Below are 21,180 nucleotides of genomic sequence, written 5' to 3' on the forward strand. Positions count from 1 at the left end.
CCCCGGGCCGGCGGATTCCCCGGTCCTCCCGGGTGCCCGACCGACTCGAATGCCATCATGTGCGGACATAACCGGGGATACTGCCCTGTGAGGCAGGTCCGACCGCGTCCGACACCAGGGAGCGCCAGTGATCCGTGTCCTTCTCGTCGAGGAGAACGGGCTTCTGCGCGGGGCGCTCGCCGCCCTCCTGACACGCGAGGACGACATCGAGGTGGTCGCGGAGGCGGCGGGAGACGGCCACGTCCTCGCCCGTGCCCTGTCCTACCGGCCCGATGTCGTCGTCATCGATGTGGACTCCCGGCAGGACCGGGCGCTCGCCACGGCCGGCGAACTGTGCGAGCGGCTCCCCGAGTGCCGGACGCTGCTGGTGGCCGGGACACCGACGCTGGAGCGGCTGCGCAGGGTGCTGGCGCTGCGCCCGCCCGGGCTCATCGGGAAGGACGCGCCGTCGGACCGGCTGATCGAGGGCATCCGCAAGGTGGTCGGCGGTCAGCGCTACATCGATCCGGAGCTGGCGCTGCTGGTGCTCGACGCCGTGGAGAACCCGCTGACGCCGCGTGAGCGGGAGGTGCTGCGGCTCGCCGCCGACGGAACCCCGGGTACCGAGATCGCCGATCGGCTGTCACTGTCCGTGGGAACCGTCCGCAACCACCTGTCGGCGATCACGCGCAAGATCGGGGCCCGGAACCGGATCGACGCGATCCGGATCGCTAGGGAGTCGGGCTGGCTGTGACCTCCCAGTGCCCCACCAGGTCGCGGTAGAGCGCGGATCCGGCCATCAGCTCCTCGTGCGTGCCGAGTCCGGCACGGGCGCCGTCCAGCACCAGGACGCGGTCGGCGCGCAGCGCCGAACTGATCCGGTGGGCACACACGACGAGGGTGCCCGGGCGACGCGCGAACGCGTCCTCGGCGCCGGCCTCGGCCTCCGGGTCGAGGTGGCAGGTCGCCTCGTCGAGCAGGGTCAGTCCCGCGGGCGGGAGGTAGGCCCGGACGAGGGCCACGAGCTGGCGTTCGCCGGCCGACAGCTCCTGCCGGTCGACGAGTGCGTCGTAACCGCCCAGCCGTTCGACCAGCGACCGGGCGCCGACGGCGTCGACCGCGGCGTCCACCGCCGCGGTCGTGGCGCCGGGCTCCAGATAGGTGAGGTTGTCGGCCAGTGTGCCCGCGAACACGTACGCCTCCTGCGGGATCATCACGCGGTGGCGGGCGAGCCCGCGGGTGCCGAGGCTCCGGGCCGGTACGCCGTCCAGCAGGATCCGGCCGGCAGTCGGTTCGAGCATCCCGGCCACGAGCGCGGCGAACGTGGATTTCCCCGCCCCGCTCGGTCCCACGACGGCCAGGTGCTCGTCCGGCCGCAGGACGAGGTCGAGCCCGCTGATCACCGGCTCGTCCGACCCGGCGTAGCCGAAGGTGACGCCGTGCAGCTCCACCTGCGAGCCGTGCGGCGCCCCGGCCGTGGCCGTGCGCCCACCACGGGGGGAGGTCTCTCCGGCCTCCGCGCCCCCGCCCGCCTCCGCGCCCCCGCCCGCCTCCGTGGAGTCGCCCGCCGCGGAAGAGTCGTCCGCGGCCGGGAAGTCTTTCGGACCGGAGAGACGGGCCGTCGCGGCGGAACCGGCGGCCTCGGCGATCCGGCCGAGGGCGACCAGCAGCCACAGGCCGCTCCCGCCCACTCCCTGGACGAGCCCCCGCAGCGCCGGCTGGAGGCCCTGCGACACGTACGTCACCGCACCGAGCACCGCTCCCGCCGTCACTCCGCCCCGCACCAGCCATGGTGCTCCGGCCAGGATCAGTACGAGCGGCAGCCAGCCGCCGATGCCCAGGGCGGCCGTCCGCAGGGCGGTCGTACGGGCCAGGGCCCGGGTCGCCCGCGCGGTCGTGTCGATCCGGTGACCCGTCCGCTCCCGTACGACGTCCTCGGCGCCGCAGGCCACCACGTCACGCAGGCCGCCGGTCAGCGCACCCACGCTCTCGGCCATGCGCTCGTCGGCCAGTACCACGGCGCGCTGGCGCACGGCCATCGCCCGCAGCGACCCGGCGAACAGCCCGAGCCCGAGGAGCAGCGGCGGCAGCACGAGCAGCAGCAGTACCGGGTCGAGGGTGGCCAGCCCCAGCAGTACGCCCGCCGATGTGACCACGAAGCCCTGGACGAACATGAGGACCGCGCCGTACGCCTCACGGGCGATCTCGACGTGTTCGGTGAGGCGTGCGACGCCCGCCGTGTCCGCCGGACGGCCGAGTCCGGCGGACTCGTGCAGCGCGCCCGAGGTCACGAGCGTGACCAGCTCGTCCCGGAGCGGTTCGACCAGGGCCGCCAGTCCGAGCGTGGTGTGGTGGGTCGCCCAGGCGCCGATCACGATCGCGCCCGCCAGCACCCCGAGCCAGGCGAAGCCCTCCCCGACACGGCCGGCCAGGAAGCCGTCGTCGACGGCGCGGGCGACCGCCCAGCCGGAGAAGAAGGCGGGCAGGGCCTGGAGCAGCGACCAGCCGGCGAACCGGACGAACTCCCCTCGCCGCCTGCGCAGTGAGGATCGCAGCAGTCCGCCGGCCCGCCCGGTCACACCGGTCTCCCGGCCGCCGCGGCGGCCTCCTCGGCGGGCCCCGTGCCGCTCGTCCCGGATCCGCGGGGCGAACCGGAGCGGCCGGTCTCGCCGGGCTTCCCGCTCCCCGCGTGCGCGGGCGGCTGGAACGCGGCGCGGTACGCCGGCCGCGACCACAGCTCGCGGTGGGTCCCCCGCCCCCGTACGCGCCCTCCGTCGAGCCAGATCACGGCATCCGCCCGGGCGGCGGTGGAGGCCCTGTGGGTCACCACCAGTCGGGTGCGGCCCGCCAGTGCGCCGCCACCGGTGAGGACCCGGCTGATGTGGTGTTCGGTCACCGTGTCGAGGCTCGCGGCGACATCGTCCAGTATCAGCAGCCGTCCGGCCTGGGCGAATGCCCGTGCCAGTCCGACGCGCTGGGCCTCGCCGCCGGAGAGCGGGGCGTCGGCGAGCCGGGTGCCGTACCCCTGGGGCATGCGGCGGATGAACGCGTCGGCCCGTGCCGCCACGGCCTGGCGTGACACCTCGTCCGGGCTCCTGCGCCGCGGCCCGAAGGCGATCGCGTCGGCGAAGGTGTCGCCGAGCAGGACGGGGCGCTCGAAGCCGTAGGCCACGGACACGCGCAGGTCGCGGCGGTCCAGGCGGGACAGCGGCACGCCGTCCAGCAGCACTTCGCCCTCGTCGGGGTCGAGGAGGCGCCCGGCCAGGGCGGCGAGCAGCGACTTGCCGGATCCGGAGCGGCCGACGACCGCCACCAGGGCGCCTCCCGGGACCGTCATGGACAGGTTCTCCAGCACGGTCCCGCCGCCGGCGGCCCGCACGGTGACGCCCCGGAACTCCAGCCGGCCGGGCCCGTCGGGAAGCTTCTCGTCGCCGTAATGGACCGGGGGCTGCGCGAGCACCTCGGCGACACGGCCCGCCGTCGCCCGCGCCAGCGCGAGCCGGCTCGCCGACGCCACCAGGGAGCTGATGCCGGTGGCGAGCACCACGTACTCGCCCGCCGCCAGGACCTGTCCGGGGCTGATCCGGCCCTGGGCGAGCGCGAGACCGGCGACCGCCAGCACGGCGACCTCCAGCAGGGGGACGACCAGCGCCTCTCGCGAGGAGACCCGCGCGAGGGCCCGCCACATCCCCGAGCCGTGCCGGCGCAGCTCCGGCAGTGGACCCAGCACACGGCGCACTTCGCGGTCCACGGTCCCGGCCGCGGTGATGGTCCGGATACCGGCCAGGGCGTCGACGAGACGGGTGGCCAGCCGGCCCTGCGCGTCGTAGTAGCGCTCGTTGGCCGCGGACGCGTCACGGACGAAGGTGCGGACCAGGAGCAGGACGACGGGCAGTCCCACCAGGAAGGTGAGGCACAGCCAGGGGTCGATGAGCGCCAGGGCGACGATCGCGCCGAGCGGGGGCACCAGGTCCATCACGGCCCAGACCAGGGTCGACGCCACCTGCCCGGTCCGCGCGGAGTTGCCCACCAGTCGGCTCACCAGGTCGCCGGGCGTGAAGCGGCGCGTGGCGCGGGTGCCGAGACCCAGTACGTGCCGCAGGAGAGTGTGGCGGACCCATGCCACGGACCGCGCCTCGGCCAGCTTGGCCACGAGGTCGTCGAGCGTGTCGCAGACCATCAGGACGACGATCGCCGCGATGCTCAGGGACAGCCACAGCGTGGTGTCGCCGTCGTCGAGGACGGCGTCGACGGTGCGCCCGACGAGGGTGGGCAGCACCGTGTAGACCCCGGCGAGCATCAGTGACGTGGCCACCATGAAGGCCACCCAGGGCCCGCCCCGCCGCGCTGCCGTCAACAGCAGCCGGTCCGCGGCGCGTCGGTCCATGCGTGCCTCCCGGGAGGGCCGTCGCGGGGCAGAAGGGGGGGCGGGAACGCGCCCGGGCGTCCCCGCCCCGATGGGATTCAGCAGAGCAACAGGCTCAGGCCGCTGGCACCACCACAGTTCTTGCTGGCGCCGCTCCGACGGGGCGCGGCTGCGGTGTCCGGCTCCATGCCCTGAAGGTCGAGGATCGTCATGGTGTTTCACCTCCGTTCTGTTACTCCGTGGGGACGGGGAGGGAATCGCTCGGGGTCCGTTCCGGCGGCGCCGGGCGGGCCGTGGCGGCGGCCCGCGGCGCGGCGAGGAACGGCAGATGAACGGGCGAGTCGTGCAGTGCGGCACCGAGCGCCAGGAGCACTCCGGCGCTGCCGGTGGCCAGGTCGGTGGAGAGCCGCAGCAACTCCTCGCCGGGGAAGGCGAGGTGGCCGCGGTGCACCACCGCGTACCGGGCCAGGCGGCGGATCTGGTCGGCGACGACGGGGTCCCGGACCGCCGCCGTGCCGGCCGGGTGCGGGCGGCTGAGGTGCAGGATCATCCCGGCCAGCCCGTCGAAGAGTCCGGATTCCACGTAGAACCGGCCTTCGGCGGCCCGGCGGATCGCGGCCGCGGCGGCCCTGAACCCGTCGTCGTCGCGGTGCGCGAGGTAGTCGTCGACGACGAGGCCGATACCGACGCTGCCGTCGGCGAGGTACGGCATCGTCCGCCAGCCCTCGTTGACCCCCATGTCTCCCTCGTCGCGCACGAGGCACCGGCGCAGGTCCTGCCGGACGGCGGTCGCGGCGAGGTCCAGCAGCTCCGGTTCGCCCGTGCGCTCGTACCACCGCAGCAGGAGCAGAGCGGGGCCCGCGGAGCCGCGCAGCAGGCCGGCGTACGGGTGCCGGCCGCCGCTGATCTCGGGCACGGCGTCGACCGGCCCGAGCCGGGACGCCACGGCGTCGACCGCTTTCACGGCCGCCTCGTGGAGGGCGGGGTCTCCGGTGGCCGACGCGAAGTGCAGGAGATTCAGGCCGATGCCCGACAGCCCGCCCTTCAGGTCGAGGCCGAGCTCCTGCCAGCGGTGCTCCCCCGCGCACTGGTCGAGGACCTTCAGCGCCTCCTGTCGGTGCCCGAGGTGGTCGAGCACGTACGCGACGCCGTGGAGGCCGTCGTAGAGGCCCAGCCGGGTACCCGGCTCGGGGCGCAGGGACCGCCGGATCAGCCACTCCTCGTGAGCGGGAGCGCGCCCCGCGCCGGTGACGTCGAGTGCGTACAGCACTCCGGCGGCGCCGTACGCCAGGCCGAGGCCGCCCCCGGGGGTGTCGAACTGCTCGATGTCGCCGGGGAAGAGCCGGTCCTCGCGCTCCGGCGTGGCCGCCGCGAGGATGCCGGCGGCGATCGAGTCCCGGGCCTCGGACCAGCCGTCGCGGTCCGGGCGCAGCCGCGGTTCCGGGGCTGTCGCCACCGGTGTTCCGGCGCCGCCCGGGTGCGTGCCGTCGGCCGTGACGGTCCGCACCGCGGGCTCGAAGTACGCGGGCGGGAGCGGGAACGTCCGCGCTGCTTCGCGGGCGAGCTGCCGGGCCTTTCCCGGGTCCAGTGTCAGAAGTCCGGTCAGCGGCATGAAGAGGGAGAGCCGCAGACAAGCGAGGGCGTAGTCGTCGACGGCGAAACCACGGCGCTCCCGCGGGGCGGTGAAGCCCTGGGCGCCGAGCAGCTGGCGCTGTCCCTCCGCCATGTCCGTCGCGCCCTCGAAGTCGATCAGCACGACACGGCCGTCGGGGCGGACGATGACGTTCGAGGGCTGCAGGTCGCCGATGACCACGCCCCGCTCGTGGACGGCGGACACGGCCCGCTCCACGCGCTCGTACACGTCCACGGCCCAGGCCGTGTAGCCGGCCGTCGTCTCCTCGTCGGCGTCCGGCAGGACGAGGGGGTAGCGATCGACGAAGAGGTCGTTCAGCGCCGTGCCTTCGACGAACTCCTCGGCGAGGAAGTGGTGCTCCCCCACCACGAAGTGATCGTGCGGAGCAGGTACGCAGTCGAGGCCGCGCAGCCGGTCGAGTGTCTCCCTCTCCCGGTGGAGCCTCGCGACCGCGTCCCTGCCGTCGGCGGTCAGCCCCGCGTGGGGGCGGGCCTCCTTGAGGACCACGCGTTGCCCGGTGCGCAGGTCCTCTCCGGCGTAGATGCCCCCGCCGTTGGAGAAGTGCAGGGCCTTTTCGAAGCGGTAGGGCAGGTCGGCGAGGGTGGCGCCGCCACGCGCGGCCAGGTGGGGGGCGAGGAAGGCGGGCAGCTCCACCCAGTCGGGCACCCGGAAGGTCGGCGCCCGGACGTCGGGCACGAGCCTGCCCTCGCCGTTCTCGATCGCGAGCTCGACCTCTCCGTCCGGGGAGACGCAGTACCGCTCGCCGAAGGCGCCGTAGCGGACGTACAGCGGGCCCTCGCCCCAGCGGAGGTCACTGAGGATGTAGGGCCCGGGCCGCCCGTCGAGTGCGGTGCCCAGCTCGTCGAGCACCTGTTCCAGAGCGTTCTCGTCCGCCGGATAGATCGTCACGAACTTGCCGCTCGAACCCCGGTGGGCGTACTTGGCGTTGGCGAGCAGCAGTACGTCCTTGCCAGGAAGGAACTTGAAGGCGATCCGTCGCGGGACGCAGTAGTCCCAGACGTCGTCGAGGATCTTCCCGGCGCTGTCGAGACTCGCCGACACATGGATCTTCCAGCCCTGGAGGGGGAGCTTCTCGTCGTCGGGGCGCAGGACGACCCAGTCGTCGAGTTCGGCGCGCTTCCAGCCGTCCGGAGCCGGACATCGGGCCTGGGGAAAGGCGGTGTCGCCGCCGTGGGCGCGGCCCGGCGTGTCGTAGAAGAAGGCGTCGATGAGGCAATAGGCCTCGTAACGCTTGTCCACTGAGTACCTCCCGTCCCAGGGCATGGTGAGCCGCTGAACCGGGGTCGTCACGCACTCGGAACGGATGCGGAGGAAAGGGCCGTTCCGGGTTCTGCTGGGGCACCTCCTACCTGTGACGATCGCAGAGTTGCCCGTCCGGGAACACCTCCGCCTGTCATGCGATGGGCGTGAAAATCTCACAGTCGGGGCATGACGGGCACCCGCCCGTCTCAGCCCCGGCCGCGCCGCCTGCGGCGCAGGGCGAGGAAGGCGGCGGCTCCGGCCAGCAGGACGCCCGCGGCGGCGGCCGACATGACCACGGGCATGACCGTGGTGGTCCCGGCCGCGGAGGCCAGGGCCCGGTTCGTGGCAGGCGCCGCGGCGGCGGCCTTCGCCGGGGCGGGTCTCGTTGGAACCGGGGCTGGTTGCGCCGGGGCGGGGGCGGTGGGTGCCGGTTGCGCCGGGGCGGCGGGCACGGTGAGGTCCGCCTCGTCCCGGCCGAGCGCCGGGTGACCCACCTCCACGGAGACTTTCCAGCGGCCGGGAGGCAGCGCCTCGGCGGTGGTGAAGCGCTCGGGGTCGGAGCGGTCGCGCACCAGCAGCCACGGCCCGGCGGTCCGGGTGCCGTCGGCGCTCACGGCGTTGACGGTGGCGGCGACCCGCTCGTCCACGGAGTCCTTGTCGTTCTCCCAAGTGACCACGGTGGTCACGTGGCCCTGCCGGTGGCCGGTGATGTCGACGGCCAGGGTGCCGCCGTGGCCGTGGGCGGTGGCGGTGCCGAGGACCGTCAGGGCGGTCGCCGTCAGCACGGTGGTCGCGGCCGCCGAACGCATGGTGTGCACGGTCGTCCTCCGTTGGGGACAGGTCGGTGGGTCGGGGGCCGACGGGCGGGGTGTGCCGCCCGTCGGCCCCCGAGGGGTCAGGCGGACTTCTGGAGCGTCCAGATCTGTGCCGGGCCGGAGACCGCGTGCTGCAGCTCGATCAGCCAGGACCCGTAGTACGGCCGGTTGCTGACGCCCAGTGCGAAGCCGCTCGTACCGGCGGTGATCATGACGCCGTTGCCGGTGGGCGTGAGCTTCCACTGCTGGGCGGCGGCGTTGGAGCAGGGCTGCTGTGCCACCCACATGCCCGGTCCGGCCGTGCCGCCGGTCTGCAGGCACTTGCCCGACGCGGCCGAGCGGATGCGGCTGTAGCCGTTGCCCGCGTCGTCGACGTACCACTGCTGCTGGGCGTAGCCGTTGTGCTGCGACCCGACGAGGACCGTTCCGTCGGCGGTCCTGCCGCCCCAGACCTCCGCGGCCGTACCGGTGGGGCCGTTGGTGAGCAGATAGCGGGTGTGAGGGGTGGTGCCGCCGCCGTTGCCGGCGGTCCGGAAGGACGTCGCCTTGCCGGGGCCGCTGTCACGTCCGGACCTGTCCCGTACGGAGACGGCGAGGGTGTAGGGGGTGCCGGGCTTCAGGTTGTAGACCCGGACGCTGTTCGTCTGCACCCAGCCCATGGGTTTGCCGTCCAGGAACAGCTGGTACCAGGCGGCGTTGCCCACGGCGTTCCAGGTGGCCACGACGGAGTCGGGCGCGATCTGTCCGATGGTGACCGCGGGCGCCGTGGACGGCCCGGTCGTCGGCCCGCCCGTGGGGGTCGGGGTGGGGGTGGGGTTGGGGGTGGGCTGCGTGGTGCCACCGTTCCTCATGAGGAACTGGTTGTCCGCGATGTTCCAGTGGGTGGCCAGATAACTGCCGGGCCTGGGATTCGTGTGGAAGTAGTCGTCGTGGTTGCAGTCCAGCCGGTTCTCGTAGGCGCCGTCCTGGCAGACGACGCGCATCCGCGGGTAGTACGGGCTGTCCGAGTAGCACATCACGTCCCACTCGTCGGTGCAGTGGGCGCCGCGGCTGGTGTTGGGGGCGCTGTTGTTCACCGCACCGAGGTTGTGACCGAGTTCGTGGGCGGCGGTGTGACCGCCCCAGCAGCCGGTGTCCGTACGCCCGTAGGAGGGGCCGAAGTTGCTGAGGTTGTTCTGCGCCGGCCGTTCGTCGCCGGCGAAGGTGCCTATGCCGCAGTAGACCTGGGTGTCGGCGAAGATCATGTACTTGCGGTCGCGGCGGTCCAGGCCCCGCGCGGCGAGCGCCCTGTTCATGGCGCTGAACTCGGCCATGGCCGAGGCGGGCAGCTCGATGTTGAGGACCGTCGGTACGCAGTCGGGACCGGTGACGTAGCGGATGTGCCGCACGCCGCCGGTGTCCTTGGCGCTCGCGGAGAAGATCAGGTCGGCGTCGGCGGCCCACTTGCGGAAGGACGGCAGGTACGTGGCGTACCGGTCGTTTCCGGGGGCGTGCGTGTAGACGACCTGCACGCGGTTGCCCGTGGTCCCGTCACCGTCGCACTGGACGGTCTGTCCGGCGGGGCCGTTCGCGGGCGCCTTTCCGGTGCCGCCGGTACCCCCGGCCGCCGGTGGGCCGCCCGCCTTCGGCGCGGCGGCGTCGAGCGCGGGCGTGGCGGTGCGGGGCAGCGCCGCGCCGGAGGGCTTGCCGTCGGTGCCGGAGGGCTCGTCGTCGGCCCGGTCGCGGCCCGCCGCGGCCGGGTCCTCGGCCGGGACGGCCGCCTTGACGGCGGGGGGCGTGTCCTTCTTGATGTCGACGCCCTTGGGCGGGGCGTCCGGGCCGTGCGTGCAGTGGCCGGCGGTGGTGCGGTAGACGCCGGCGCACGGATCCCCCTCGGGCGCGGGTGTCAGGCCTTCGTACACGAGTCCGCGTGCGGGCTCGCTCTTCGGCTTCCTGGTGAGGGGCTCCGGCTCCTCGTCCCGCGTGGGTTCGGCGGCCGGCTCGGGGGCCGTGCCGGGTGTACCGGCCGGCTGGGCCTGGGACAGCGGGCGGTCCGTCCCGGCTGCCGGCCGAGTGGCCTCGTACGCCACGCCTCCCACGACCGCCATGGCCGCCACGGCGGCCGTGGCGAGTATGAGCCGGGGGGTCTTGCGGCGTTGCGGCTTGAGTCTTCGACGCCCTGACAAGTGGCACCTCTTCCTTGATCGGAGAACGGTGCGCGGAAGCCTGCCAGAACGCGGGGCCGGAAAATTCAGACATAGAGGGGCCCAAAGAATATGTGCGTTCCGTTACCTGGTGGTTCAATTTGACGACAATTCAATTGCCCCTCCCACCAGGCAAGTTGTGTCGAAAGCAGCGAAGTGGTCCAGCCCTTTTCAGCCCTTCTGTTATCCGATCGAGATAGAGCCACAGGCTATTTGACTCCCTGTCAACGGAATCCATCACTCCAAAGAATTCCGGCCATTACGCATGGTTCGCCGGGCACAGTCGATGCTTGGAACATCCATAAGGGCGACTGATGCCAAGGTGTGACGGGGTTCACATACTGAGCAGTTGGTAATGTGGCGCGCCTGATGGAAGCGTGACGCCATGGGCCCCGCGGAGCACCCCGCGGGGACGTCCCAGGAAGTGAGGAGCGACTGTGCGTGCGATCCACGTCACCGAATTCGGTGGGCCGGAAGTCCTGCGACTGGTGGAGGTACCGGACCCGCAGCCCGAGCCCGGCCGCCTGCTGATCGATGTCTCGGCCGCGGGAATCAACTACGCGGACACGCACGCGGTCGAGGACTCGTACCTGTCCCGTTCCACGCTTCCGATGATTCCCGGCGGCGAGGTCGTCGGCCGCACCCAGGACGGCAGAAGGGTCGTCGCCCTCGCGGACAACTACGGCGGTTACGCCGAAAAGGTGCTCGTCCACGAGGACTTGGCGGTGGACCTCCCCGATTCGGTGGGCGACGGTCAGGCCCTGGCCCTGATCGTGCAGGGCCTCACCGCCTGGCACCTGTTGCGCACCGCCGGGCGCGTCTCCCCGGAGGAGTCCCTGGTCGTCCACGCCGCCGCGGGCGGCACCGGCTCGCTCGCCGTCCAGCTGGCGAAGGCGTTCGGGGTGGGCCGCGTCATCGCCACCGCGTCCACGCCGGAGAAGCGGGAACTGGCGCTGTCCCTGGGCGCGGACGCCGCCGTCGACGGCGCCGCGGACGGCCTCAAGGAACGGCTGGTCGAGGCCAACGGTGGCAGGAAGGTCGATGTCGTCCTCGAGATGACCGGCGGTCGCGTCTTCGAGGAGTCCCTGGCCGCGCTCGCGCCGTTCGGCCGGCTCGTCACCTACGGCATGGCGAGCCGGCAGGCCCCGCAGCCCGTGCACGCCGCCCAGCTGATGAGCCGCTCCAGGGCGGTCGTCGGCTTCTGGCTGATGCACGCCATCGGCCGTCCCGGCATGTACCGCGAGCCGCTCGCCGAACTGCTCGCGATGGTCGAGGACGGGCGTCTCACGCCGCAGGTCGGCGGCGTCTACCCGCTGGCGGACGCGGCACGGGCGCACGAGGACCTGCGCGCCCGCCGGACCGTCGGCAAGCTGGTCCTCGACACCACCCGCTGAGGACGGTCCCCGGCCCCCGGACATGCGCCGGGGGCGTCCGGCGGGCAGTGTGCCCGCCGGACGCCCCCGTGAGGACGCTCTTGATCAGACCGCCGGGGCCGGGTACGTCGGGTACTCCACCCCGGAGACGTGCTGGACGACCCGGATGACCTGGCACGAGTAGCCGAACTCGTTGTCGTACCACAGGTACAGGATCGCGTTGTCGCCGTCGACCTTGGTGGCTCCCGCGTCGACGATGGAGGCGTGGCGCGAGCCGACGAAGTCCATGGAGACGGCGTCCGGGGCCGTGGTGAAGTCGATCTGGCGCTTCAGCGGCGAGTTCAGCGAGACGTCGCGGAGGTACTCGAGCACCTCCTCGCGGGTGGTCTCACGGCCCAGGCGCAGGCTGAGGATGGCGATCGAGACGTCCGGGACGGGGACGCGGATCGAGCTGCCGGTGATCGGCGCCTTGAGGTCGGGCAGGGCCTTGGCGACGGCGGAGGCGGCGCCCGTCTCCGTGATCACCATGTTGAGCGGCGCGGAACGGCCGCGGCGGTCGGCCTTGTGGTAGTTGTCCAGCAGGTTCTGGTCGTTGGTGAACGAGTGGACGGTCTCCACGTGGCCGCGCAGCACGCCGTACTCGTCGTCCATCGCCTTCAGCGGCGGGACGATCGCGTTGGTGGTGCAGGAGGCGCAGGACAGGATCCGCTCGTCCGGCTTGACCGTGTCGTGGTTGACGCCGTGGACGATGTTCGGGACGTCGCCCTTGCCCGGGGCGGTCAGGACGACCTTGTCGATGCCCGGGCGCAGGTGCTGGGAGAGACCCTCGCGGTCCCGCCACTTGCCCGTGTTGTCGATGAGGATCGCGTCCTTGATGCCGTACGCCGTGTAGTCGACCTCGGAGGGGTCGTTGGCGTAGATCACCCGGATCGCGTTGCCGTTGGCGTAGATCGTGCTGGACTCCTCGTCCACCGTGATCGTGCCCTGGAACTGGCCGTGGATGGAGTCGCGGCGCAGCAGGGAGGCGCGCTTGACGAGGTCTTCGGCGGCCCGGCCGCCTCCGCCGCGCACCACGATGGCGCGCAGCCGCAGGCCGTTGCCCGACCCGGACTTCTCGATGAGCAGGCGGGCGACGAGCCGGCCGATGCGGCCGAAGCCGTAGAGGACGACGTCGCGGCCCTCGCGGCGCTCGATCTTGTTGGCACCCGTGGCGCCGGCGACGGCCTCGGCGGTGAACTCGGCCACGGACAGACCACGGTCGTCCGTCTTGAACGTCGCGGCGAGCATGCCGATGTCGATCTGGGAGGGGCCCAGGTCAAGGGTGGTGAGGGCCTGCAGGAACGGCATCGTCTCGGTGACCGAGAGCTCCTCGCCGTCGATCTGCCGGGCGAATCGGTGGGTCTTGAGGATGCTGACCACCGACTTGTTCACCAGGGAGCGGCTGTGAAGCAGGACGGTCACGTCCCGCTCCCGGTGCAGCTTCCCGATGATCGGGATCATCGACTCCGCGATCTCCTCGCGGGTTTTCCAACTGGTGAACGAGTCGTCGTTGACAGTCACAGTTTTATCTTTCGAGCTAGGCGGCGCTCATATGCTAACCCGCCACTACTTTGATCATTCAAGCGGTACGGGTGGGGCGCACGCCGGGGCTCCGACAGGGGCTTAAGTGTCCCGATTTGTATGCATTCAGCGCCGCCTTGGGGAGGACCGACCGGAGGAGGTGAGCCCTCCGGCCGCCCGGTACCGGTGGTGCGGGACGGCCGCTACGGCAGCCGCCGATAGCATCGGGGCCCCAGGTCAGCCGCGCCGGCGGCTGCCGTTTTCCGGAGAGCGACTCCCGTGACCAGCCAGCGAGCGACGACGACCCTGTGGCGACCCACCGGCCCCGAGGAACTGGAACTGGTCAGGGATCTCAACTGGCGCGCCTGGCCGCCCCGGTTGCCGGAGCAGCCGATCTTCTACCCGGTCCTCAACGAGGACTACGCCGTGAGGATCGCCAGGGACTGGAACGTCAAGCACAGCGGCGCGGGCTTCGTCACCCGGTTCGAGGTCGACTCGGAGTTCCTGACCCGCTACCCGGTCCAGCAGGCGGGCGGACGGACGATCCTCGAACTGTGGGTGCCGGCCGAGGAGCTCGACGAGTTCAACGCCCACATCGTGGGAGAGATCCAGGTCGTGCACGAGTTCCGCTGACTCCGCGGCCCGCGCCGGCGGGGGCGGCCGACGAAGCCGTGCGGCACGCCGGCCGCGCCGAAGTCGTCCGCACCGCCGCCCGGTCCGACGGCGCACGTCGCGGAGCCGTCATGCGGCCCCGGGGCCTTGAGGATCCGGGGCACTCGCCATGCGCCTCGCCACTGGATCCGTCCGGCGGCGGCGCCGATCGTCGACGTGGTGCCCCGTCTGCTCCGCGGAGGGCGCCCGGACCGGTCCTGCCGGTCGGGGCGCCCTCCTCTCGTCACGCCACCGCGTTACGGCGCCATCTCGTACGTCCCGGACAGCGCTTCGACGCGCTCCCAGACGCGGGCCGAACGGGCCTCGTCGACGACCGGGCGGCGGACCGCCGACAGCGCCCACAACTGCTGCTGCTCCGTGGCGGAGTCCTTGCCGTGGAGCTCGACGGCGTGCGCGGAGAAGTCCCGCACGAGGACGGCGAACAGCTCGTCCAGGACGTCCTCGTCGAGGCCCGTCAGGCGAGCCTGCTCCAGGATCAGCTGACCGTGGACGACGAGCGCGAAGAGCTGGCCGACAGCGAGGAGCAGGTCCAGGTCGCGGCTCTGCTCCTCGTCGGGGGCGGCCGTGGTGACGAACTCGCAGAGGGCGTCGGCCTGTTCGCGGAAGCGGTCCACGTTGGGGACGTGCGCGAACGCGTCGTAGGCGGTGCGCCAGTCGTGGAAGCGGACGGAGCCGAGGCCGCGGGCCGGTCCCTGCTGGAAGAGGAACGTGTCGTCGGCGGCGTCGAGGCGGGTCGGGACGGGCTCGTAGTCCGCCGGGTTCAGCAGGTGGTTCTGCATGAACTTCAGGATCAGCGCCAGGTTGACGTGGACCGTGCCCTCCAGCTTGGGCAGTCCGCGGATCTCGACGGCGGCCTGGGCGAAGTAGTTGTCCTTCTCGAAGCCCTTGGCGGCGATCACGTCCCACATGAGGTCGATGACCTTCTCGCCCTCCGTGGTCACCTTCATCTTCGTCATCGGGTTGAAGAGCAGGTAGCGGCGGTCGTCGGGGCCGGCGGAGCGGAAGTAGTCGACGGCACGGTCGCTGAACAGCTTCATTCCGACGAGGCGGACGTAGGCGTCGGTCAGCTCACGGCGCACGTGCGGGAAGGCCGTGACGGGGCGGCCGTAGAGGATGCGGCCCCGCGCGTGCGTGACGGCCTCGTACATCGCGTGCTCGCATATGCCGATGGAGGCGGTGCAGAGGTTGAACTTGCCGACGTTGACGGTGTTGAGGGCGGCGTCGAAGGCGGCGCGGCCCGTGTGCAGGATGTCGTCGGGGGTGACGGGGTAGTCCTCGAGGCGGAACTCGCTCACGTACTTCGAGGAGTCCACGACGTTCTTCACCAGGTGGTACGCGGAGTGGCGGCTGTCCGCGGCGAAGAAGACATAGGCGTCCGGACCCTCGACGTCGGTGCGGCGGCCGAAGACGGACACCAGCCCGGCGGCGTTGCCGTTGCCGATGTAGTACTTGGAACCGGTGGCCCGGAAGCCGCCCTTGCCGTCGGGCTCCAGCAGCATGTCGGTGGAGTAGATGTCGGCGCCGTGGGTCTTCTCGGACAGGCCGAAGGCGAACACCTCGCCCTGCGAGAGGAGTTCCGCCGCGCGGGCGCGGACCGTGGCGTTGTCGCTCTGCCACACCGGGCCGAGCCCGAGGACGGTGACCTGCCAGGCGTACCAGTAGTCGAGCCCGTAGAAGCCGAAGATCTCGTTCAGGGCGGCGATCCGGGCGGTGTCCCACCGCTTGTCCTCGTTGCCGTCGGCCGCGGAGGACGGGGTGAGGAACGTCGCGAACAGCCCTTCCTTGGCGGAGAAGTCGAGGAAGTCCGCCAGCCAGGCGCGGGACCGGTAGTCCTCGATCAGCCTGCGCTTGCCGCGGGCCTCGAACCAGTCGACGGTGGCGCGCAGCAGCCTGCGGGTCTCGGGGTCGAAGTGCGCCGGGTCGTAGGTGCGGGGGTTGAACAGCAGCGGGTCGGCCATGGTTGTCCGCCTTTCCGGCTTGGGAGGTTCGTACGGGAGGGTGTGAGGGGTCGCCGGCACGGTCAGTGCTGCTCGGAGCCGAGCCGGCGGAGTGTGGCGAGGACGTCGTCGAGCCAGGCGAGCGTCATGCGTTCGTACGCGATGCCGCCGCGCAGCACGGCGTGCTGGAGCTCGCGTGCGGCGTCGGGCTGGTCGGCGGACCGGGCGGCGGCCTCCGGTCCGGTGAAGTCGCGCCGTTCGCCCGCGAGGTAGTGGGCGAGCCGGTCGGTGTGCACCTGGTGGTGCCGTTCGACTTCACCGATGAGGGCGGCCGGGTCGTCGAAGGCCGCGCCGCGGATCTTCACGGCGAGGTCGTGCCGGACGCTCTCGGGTTCGATCGGCTCGTGCAGCCACTGGGAGAGGGCGGCCCGGCCGAGGGAGGCGACGGAGTACTCCTTCTTGTCCGGGCGGCCCTGCTGCGGGACCTCGCGGACGTCGATCCAGCCGTCGCTCTCCATGCGCTTGAGGACGCGGTAGATCTGCTGGTGGGTGGCGGTCCAGAAGTATCCGATGGACCGCTCGAAGCGCCGGGCCAGCTCATAGCCGGAGCCGGGCTTCTCCAGCAGGGAGACGAGGATCGCGTGCTCGAGCGCCATGCCCCGATCTTTCTATGCAACTCGTTGCATAGACAAGCGGCACGGCCGGGGTGAGACGCGGCTCACCCGGACCGCGCGGAAGGAGGAAGGCCGTCCGCTACGACCGGCGGCGCGGTTTGCCGCGCTTGGCGGCCCTGCCGGCGCCGCCGGAACCGCCGCCGCGGGTGCCCTTGCCGGCCGACGCGCCGGCGGCTCCGCCGGCCGCGGGCTTGCGGCGGGCGGCGGCGCGGGGATCGGGGCTCTTGCGCTTCGCCGCCGACGCGGACGCAGCCGGTGCCTGCGGCCCCCGGGTGCTGTTCACGGTGCGGCCGCGGACGATCCCGATGAACTGTTCCACCAGCTCGGTGGTCTCGTCCTCCGGCCAGGACAGCGCGACGCTCGACTGCGGGGCGTCGGAGACCGGCCGGTAGGTGAGGTCCCTGCGGTGGTGCAGCCGGGCCAGTGACTGGGGGACGACCAGCACGCCGATCCCGGCGGCCACCAGCTCGACGGCGTCCGCGGTCGTGGCGGGCCTCTCGATCGCGGGCCGTCCCGGCAGGCTCTCCCAGGCGAGGGTGTCGTCGAGGGGATGCAGCACGATCTCGTCGGCCAGGTCCTCGGTGGTCACCTCGTCGGCCGCGGCCACGAGGTGGTCCTTGGGGACCACGACGACGGTCGTCTCGGTGTAGAGCGGGATCGCGCTGAAGTACGTCCGGTCCACGGGCAGCCGCAGCAGACCCGCGTCGGCGTCACCGCCGCGCAGGACGCCGGGCGCTTCCTCGGCGGGCACCTGGACGAGGGTGAGCGGGACGTCCGGCAGGCGTTCGTTCCAGATCCGCACCCACTTCGTGGGCATCACTCCCGGGACGTACGCGAGCCGGAACGACGGGGATGCTTCCTGGCCTGTCACGTGCCCAGGCTACCGGTCCGTTCGGAGGAGGCACGCACGCTCGATACCCTGGACCCCATGACGTCGCACCAGAGCACCCAGACGATGAAGCCCGCGACCGCGGCGAAGAAGCTGGGTGTGTACCTCGAGGCCACCCCCGCCGCATTCCAGGAGGGTGTCGTCTCACGCACCGAACTGAACGCGCTGCAGTCCGACCCGCCCGCGTGGCTGACCGACCTGCGCCGCAACGGGCCGCACCCCCGCCAGGTGGTCGCGGCCAAGCTGGGAGTGTCCATCGCGGGTCTCGCGCGCGGCGGCGTCACCGAGCCCCTCACCACCGAGCAGATCGACGCGCTGAAGCGGGACATGCCCGAGTGGCTCCAGAAGGAGCGTGCCACCCAGGCGGAGGTCCGCAAGGAAGCGGCGCGCGTCAAGGCGGTCCACGCCGAGCGTGCGGAGCGCGCCGAACAGGCCGGCCGCTCGCACGCCTGATCACCGCCGTCGGCGGTCGTGGGGCCGCAGGCCCGTGCGGGCTGTCCCGCGAACCGTCGGCGATCTTCCGCCACAGGGCGCCTGACCTGGTGTTTCGACCCGGTCGGGCGCCCTGCCGGATTCTGGGCGGGCCGCTCAGAAATTGCCGTAATTGACCTGCCACGTCGGCAGGCCCATACGGCGCCAGACCGCGACGACACGGTCCCGGTCGTCCAGGGAGACCCGTACCGCGAAACGGTCGCGGACGTGCCGGTCGAAGAGTTCGGCCTTCACGATGTCGTCGCGGCGGCCGTCGCCGGCGGCCCGCATCCACAGCTCGTCGTAGGGCACCTCGTGGAGCCGCAGCCACGCCTCGGTCTTCTCGCGGTGCTCCTCGCCCCGGCCGGAGAGCAGCACGATCACGTCGTTGTCCGCGCGCCGGAAGGAGTGCAGGGCCTGCCGCACCGAGACATTGAGCAGGTCCTCGTCACAACGGGTGAAGTCGTACGGGTTGCGGTCGCCCCGCAGCGCGAGGGTGCCGTCGATGTCGCACATGACGGCCGACGGCAGCGCCGGGTCCGGGACGTACGGCCGCAGGGCGGGCTGGTCGTTGAGCCACGCGTCGGTGAGCCGCCAGCCGCCCTTCGTCGCCTTCGTGTGCTTGTCCGACAGGATCCGGATGATGTCCTCGCCGACGGAACGCTCCCGCTCGTTGTCGCGCCGTATGCACTCCTCCACCGGCACGCCGGTGAAGTCGTGCACGACGAAGGTGGCGAGCCCGGCGACGGCGGCCTTGAGCCGCTTCGGGATGTGGGGCGTGAGGTGGGTGTTGTCGACGACGACGTCGAAGCCGTCGTCGACGGCCGCCCGCACCGCCGCGTCCTGGATCGCCAGCACCGTCTGCTCGTGCGCGTACGACCGGCCGCGCTCGGGCGACGGGATGTCGAGCATCGTCCGCAGGTCGTCGAGGTTGACCCGGCGCATACGGCCGTCGGACTCCGCCTGGAGGCGGCGTGCCGCGGTCGTCTTGCCCGATGCGGGCAGACCCGTCATGACGTGCACCATGGGCACGGGTCGTACGTCGGTCACCGGTCAGTTCTCCTCGTCGGTCGTGAAGGGGTCGGCCGCCTCCGGCCGCAGGGAACGGTACGTGACCAGTTCGGTGGGGCGGCCGTCCAGGCGCAGGAACATGGCGGGCCGGACGGCGGCGTCGGGCAGCGCCTTCGCGGCCCGGGCGAACGCGCCGCGGTCGCCCGCGAGCGGGGCGAGGGACGCGTACGCCTCGTCGATGACGCGTTCGCGGTCCGCCACGCCCTGCTCGATACGCGCGATGACGTCGCGGACCCAGGCGTCGAACTCGTCCGGCACCTGTTCCAGCAGGGCGTCCAGCGGCCGGCCGCCCGACGCGGCGATGTCCGCCGCCGAGCAGCCCAGCGCCTGGGCCAGCTGCTTGGCGGGCAGGCCGGCGAAGCGCTGGATGCCATGGCTGCGCCAGATGTCCCGCTCGGTGACGCCGGTCAGCACCTTGTGCAGCCGTACGTACTCCGACAGCTTCGCCTTGGCCCGGGTCCCGGACTTGAAGCGCAGGACGAAGCCCTCCGCGTCGGTGCCCGTCGCCGCCCGTCCACCGGGCAGCGTGTTCGACTCGGCCAGGGCGAGGAGTTCGTCGAGCGGCATGGCGGGCCACACCGTGACGACGGAGCCGATCGCCTCCCACGCGGGGGCGGCGTCGGCCAGGGGTATCTCGGTGCCGTCCTTGCCGAAGGCGGCGAGCAGCACCAGGTCACGGCGGTCGCCGTAGTCGACGACGATACGGTTCTGCGGGTACAGGATCTCGGCGAGGTAGGTCACGCCCGCGGTGAGGCCGGAGGTGTCCTTGGTGTCGAGACGGCGCTGTGCCCAGGTGGCCTGTGCGCTGATGAACGAGCCCTTGGACGCGACCCGCCAGCGGCCGGCGTAGTGGAAGACCACGGCGAGGCTGCCGTCGACCTTGTCGTACACCTCGAAGGGTTCGTCCGGCAGGGCGGGCGCATAGGGCTGTCCGGCCTCGTGCTCACCGACGTTGAAGAACTTCGGCAGGGGCAGCGCGACGATCTCGCCGGTGGTGTCGTCGGCGACGAGACCGCGGCAGCGCGTGGTGACCCTGTTCCAGTTCCGCTCGTACTGGCACGTGCGTGTGTACGTGTAGATGGACAGCGGCAGCTCGGGGTGCGCCTTGCGGGTGACGTGCCCGGAGTCGAGCGCGGCGGCCAGTTCCTGCGGCGGCAGCAGCTCATGGAGAGTCAGGTGCGCCTGGCTCATGGATTCCTCCCGTTCGAGATGCTGCATTCTCGCCTGGTCGAACCCCGGAGCGACAGCGAATAAGCAGGTCAACGCAGTTCGCGCCGATGACCACTCCCCCGTGGCGGTCACCGGCGCGAACCGCGCGTGACGTCAGAAGGTGCAGGTGGGTACCCCCTCCAGCCACGCGGGCCCCTGGATGTAGATGTTGGTGACCCAGGCCTTGTAGTCCGGGAGGTAGGACCAGGCGTCGTTGGTGTAGCCCTCGGCGGTGACGACCTCCGCGTGCTTCTGGCAGCTGGACGCGGATCGTCGTCGGCTGCGGGAAGGCGTAGACGCGCGCGGCCTTGACGGACGGCTCGGCCTTGGTCCAGACGCCGGTGCCCCACGTCCGGAAGACGTGCCCGGTCACCGGGCCGGTGTTGACGCGCACCGCTCCGTAGTAGTCGCCGGACAGCCGGACGTCGCTGACCATGAGCTTGGTGCCGGACTGCCTGGCCTCCGCCATCTTGCCGGCGCCGAGGTAGAGGGCGATGTGGTGCACCTTCTGGGAGTTGCCCCAGACCAGCAGGTCGCCGGGGACCAGCGGGGAGAGGCCCTGGGCGGCGGTGAAGCGTTCGGCGGCGCGGTGCGTGTAGTACTGCGCGCTCGCCACGCCGTCCAGGATGTCCGACCCGGTGGCCTTGGCGTAGGCGTACCGGACGAGGCCCGAGCAGTCGAAGCCGAGCCGCTCGGGGTCGTGCCGGCTGGCCGGGTCGTCGGGATCGACCTTCCCGTAGGTGGGGCCCGGCTGCGGGCCGTGGCCGCCGCCCCAGGTGTACCAGACGTCCGCGGCGACCTGTTCGCAGGCGGCGGCGACGGCGCGTTCGGCGGCCGCGGACGCGCCGGGCGCCAGTACGCGGCATTCGCCGCCGGCGGCGGTTTCGCCGAAGGGCGCGGACGCGGCGGCGGACGCGGCCGGGGGCGTCCGGAGGAGGAGGGCCAGTAGGACGAAGAGGGTGCCGACGAGACCGGATCGGCGAAGCATGCGGGGTTCCTCGATTCCTGTCGAAACGACGTGCCGGGCCGCCTGGAGCGGTGCCGTACGCGGTAGTCAGCGTGCTGGCCGGGGCACCCGCTCGTCG

Annotated in this window: 17 protein-coding genes; 4 read left to right on the forward strand and 13 right to left on the reverse strand. The window is 72.0% G+C overall.

Going from position 1 to position 21,180, the window contains the following annotated elements:
- Positions 1–127: 127 nt before the first annotated feature.
- Positions 128–733 (forward strand): response regulator transcription factor, encoded by a 606-nt coding sequence (locus ACY34K_RS25450; protein ID WP_462751051.1) that lies wholly within the window; start codon positions 128–130, stop codon positions 731–733.
- On the opposite strand, the gene ACY34K_RS25455 is transcribed toward ACY34K_RS25450, so the two are convergent.
- The 6 genes from ACY34K_RS25455 to ACY34K_RS25480 form a co-directional block, all read right to left on the reverse strand.
- Positions 711–2,558, reverse strand: coding sequence for an ATP-binding cassette domain-containing protein (locus ACY34K_RS25455; protein WP_462751053.1), 1,848 nt, complete (start codon positions 2,556–2,558; stop codon positions 711–713). The two genes, ACY34K_RS25450 and ACY34K_RS25455, sit on opposite strands and share 23 nt — an antisense overlap.
- Entirely contained in the window at positions 2,555–4,366 is a 1,812-nt protein-coding gene (locus ACY34K_RS25460; protein WP_462751055.1) for an ABC transporter ATP-binding protein, read from the reverse strand. Before ACY34K_RS25460 ends, ACY34K_RS25455 begins: the two co-directional genes overlap by 4 nt.
- A gap of 77 nt (positions 4,367–4,443) precedes the next feature.
- Positions 4,444–4,557 carry a class III lanthipeptide gene (locus ACY34K_RS25465; RefSeq protein ID WP_462751057.1) on the reverse strand — a complete coding sequence of 38 codons (114 nt, stop codon included), beginning with the start codon at positions 4,555–4,557 and terminating at the stop codon, positions 4,444–4,446.
- 20 nt (positions 4,558–4,577) lie between these two features.
- Positions 4,578–7,238 (reverse strand): class III lanthionine synthetase LanKC, encoded by a 2,661-nt coding sequence (gene lanKC / locus ACY34K_RS25470; RefSeq protein ID WP_462751059.1) that lies wholly within the window; start codon positions 7,236–7,238, stop codon positions 4,578–4,580.
- Positions 7,239–7,447: 209 nt separating this feature from the next.
- Positions 7,448–8,059: a hypothetical protein gene (locus tag ACY34K_RS25475; protein ID WP_462751061.1), complete on the reverse strand. Its 612-nt coding sequence runs from the start codon at positions 8,057–8,059 to the stop codon at positions 7,448–7,450.
- Positions 8,060–8,136: 77 nt separating this feature from the next.
- Positions 8,137–10,221 carry an RICIN domain-containing protein gene (locus tag ACY34K_RS25480; RefSeq protein ID WP_462751063.1) on the reverse strand — a complete coding sequence of 695 codons (2,085 nt, stop codon included), beginning with the start codon at positions 10,219–10,221 and terminating at the stop codon, positions 8,137–8,139.
- Between the two features lie 455 nt (positions 10,222–10,676).
- Here ACY34K_RS25480 and ACY34K_RS25485 point away from each other — a divergent pair, with 455 nt between their 5' ends.
- Positions 10,677–11,633: a quinone oxidoreductase family protein gene (locus ACY34K_RS25485; RefSeq protein WP_462751065.1), complete on the forward strand. Its 957-nt coding sequence runs from the start codon at positions 10,677–10,679 to the stop codon at positions 11,631–11,633.
- Between the two features lie 84 nt (positions 11,634–11,717).
- On the opposite strand, the gene ACY34K_RS25490 is transcribed toward ACY34K_RS25485, so the two are convergent.
- Positions 11,718–13,172, reverse strand: coding sequence for a glyceraldehyde-3-phosphate dehydrogenase (locus tag ACY34K_RS25490; protein WP_462751067.1), 1,455 nt, complete (start codon positions 13,170–13,172; stop codon positions 11,718–11,720).
- Between the two features lie 279 nt (positions 13,173–13,451).
- On the opposite strand from ACY34K_RS25490, the gene ACY34K_RS25495 reads away from it, so the two are divergent.
- Entirely contained in the window at positions 13,452–13,805 is a 354-nt protein-coding gene (locus ACY34K_RS25495) for a hypothetical protein (protein WP_462751069.1), read from the forward strand.
- Positions 13,806–14,080: 275 nt separating this feature from the next.
- Here ACY34K_RS25495 and ACY34K_RS25500 read toward each other — a convergent pair whose 3' ends face one another.
- From ACY34K_RS25500 to ACY34K_RS25510, 3 genes are all read right to left on the reverse strand, one after another.
- Entirely contained in the window at positions 14,081–15,802 is a 1,722-nt protein-coding gene (locus ACY34K_RS25500) for an acyl-CoA dehydrogenase family protein (protein WP_462751070.1), read from the reverse strand.
- Positions 15,803–15,864: 62 nt separating this feature from the next.
- Entirely contained in the window at positions 15,865–16,437 is a 573-nt protein-coding gene (locus tag ACY34K_RS25505; RefSeq protein WP_462751071.1) for a PadR family transcriptional regulator, read from the reverse strand.
- Positions 16,438–16,534: 97 nt separating this feature from the next.
- The gene (locus ACY34K_RS25510; RefSeq protein ID WP_462751072.1) at positions 16,535–17,326 is read right to left on the reverse strand and encodes a LysR family substrate-binding domain-containing protein; all 792 of its coding nucleotides are present in this window, start codon (positions 17,324–17,326) and stop codon (positions 16,535–16,537) included.
- A gap of 57 nt (positions 17,327–17,383) precedes the next feature.
- Here ACY34K_RS25510 and ACY34K_RS25515 point away from each other — a divergent pair, with 57 nt between their 5' ends.
- Positions 17,384–17,797 carry a DUF5997 family protein gene (locus tag ACY34K_RS25515; protein WP_462751073.1) on the forward strand — a complete coding sequence of 138 codons (414 nt, stop codon included), beginning with the start codon at positions 17,384–17,386 and terminating at the stop codon, positions 17,795–17,797.
- A gap of 135 nt (positions 17,798–17,932) precedes the next feature.
- On the opposite strand, the gene ACY34K_RS25520 is transcribed toward ACY34K_RS25515, so the two are convergent.
- From ACY34K_RS25520 to ACY34K_RS25530, 3 genes are read right to left on the reverse strand one after another with little or no spacing between them, the layout of a single operon-like run.
- Positions 17,933–18,865, reverse strand: a complete 933-nt coding sequence (locus tag ACY34K_RS25520; protein WP_462751074.1) for a phosphatase domain-containing protein — start codon at positions 18,863–18,865, stop codon at positions 17,933–17,935.
- A gap of 3 nt (positions 18,866–18,868) precedes the next feature.
- A complete protein-coding gene (locus ACY34K_RS25525) occupies positions 18,869–20,077 on the reverse strand; it encodes an RNA ligase (RefSeq protein ID WP_462751075.1) in 1,209 nt (402 codons plus the stop codon).
- The gene (locus ACY34K_RS25530; protein WP_462751076.1) at positions 20,049–21,083 is read right to left on the reverse strand and encodes a C40 family peptidase; all 1,035 of its coding nucleotides are present in this window, start codon (positions 21,081–21,083) and stop codon (positions 20,049–20,051) included. Before ACY34K_RS25530 ends, ACY34K_RS25525 begins: the two co-directional genes overlap by 29 nt.
- Positions 21,084–21,180: the final 97 nt, after the last annotated feature.

This window comes from Streptomyces sp. STAM6 (genome assembly GCF_054963715.1).

What these genes read in the sequence shown, in the direction of transcription:
- ACY34K_RS25505 (WP_462751071.1), bottom strand. Translation starts at nt 16,437, where the DNA reads ATGGCGCTCGAGCACGCGATCCTCGTCTCCCTGCTGGAGAAGCCCGGC.
- ACY34K_RS25515 (WP_462751073.1), top strand. Translation starts at nt 17,384, where the DNA reads ATGACGTCGCACCAGAGCACCCAGACGATGAAGCCCGCGACCGCGGCG.
- ACY34K_RS25525 (WP_462751075.1), bottom strand. Translation starts at nt 20,077, where the DNA reads ATGAGCCAGGCGCACCTGACTCTCCATGAGCTGCTGCCGCCGCAGGAA.
- ACY34K_RS25460 (WP_462751055.1), bottom strand. Translation starts at nt 4,366, where the DNA reads ATGGACCGACGCGCCGCGGACCGGCTGCTGTTGACGGCAGCGCGGCGG.
- ACY34K_RS25500 (WP_462751070.1), bottom strand. Translation starts at nt 15,802, where the DNA reads ATGGCCGACCCGCTGCTGTTCAACCCCCGCACCTACGACCCGGCGCAC.
- ACY34K_RS25530 (WP_462751076.1), bottom strand. Translation starts at nt 21,083, where the DNA reads ATGCTTCGCCGATCCGGTCTCGTCGGCACCCTCTTCGTCCTACTGGCC.
- ACY34K_RS25465 (WP_462751057.1), bottom strand. Translation starts at nt 4,557, where the DNA reads ATGACGATCCTCGACCTTCAGGGCATGGAGCCGGACACCGCAGCCGCG.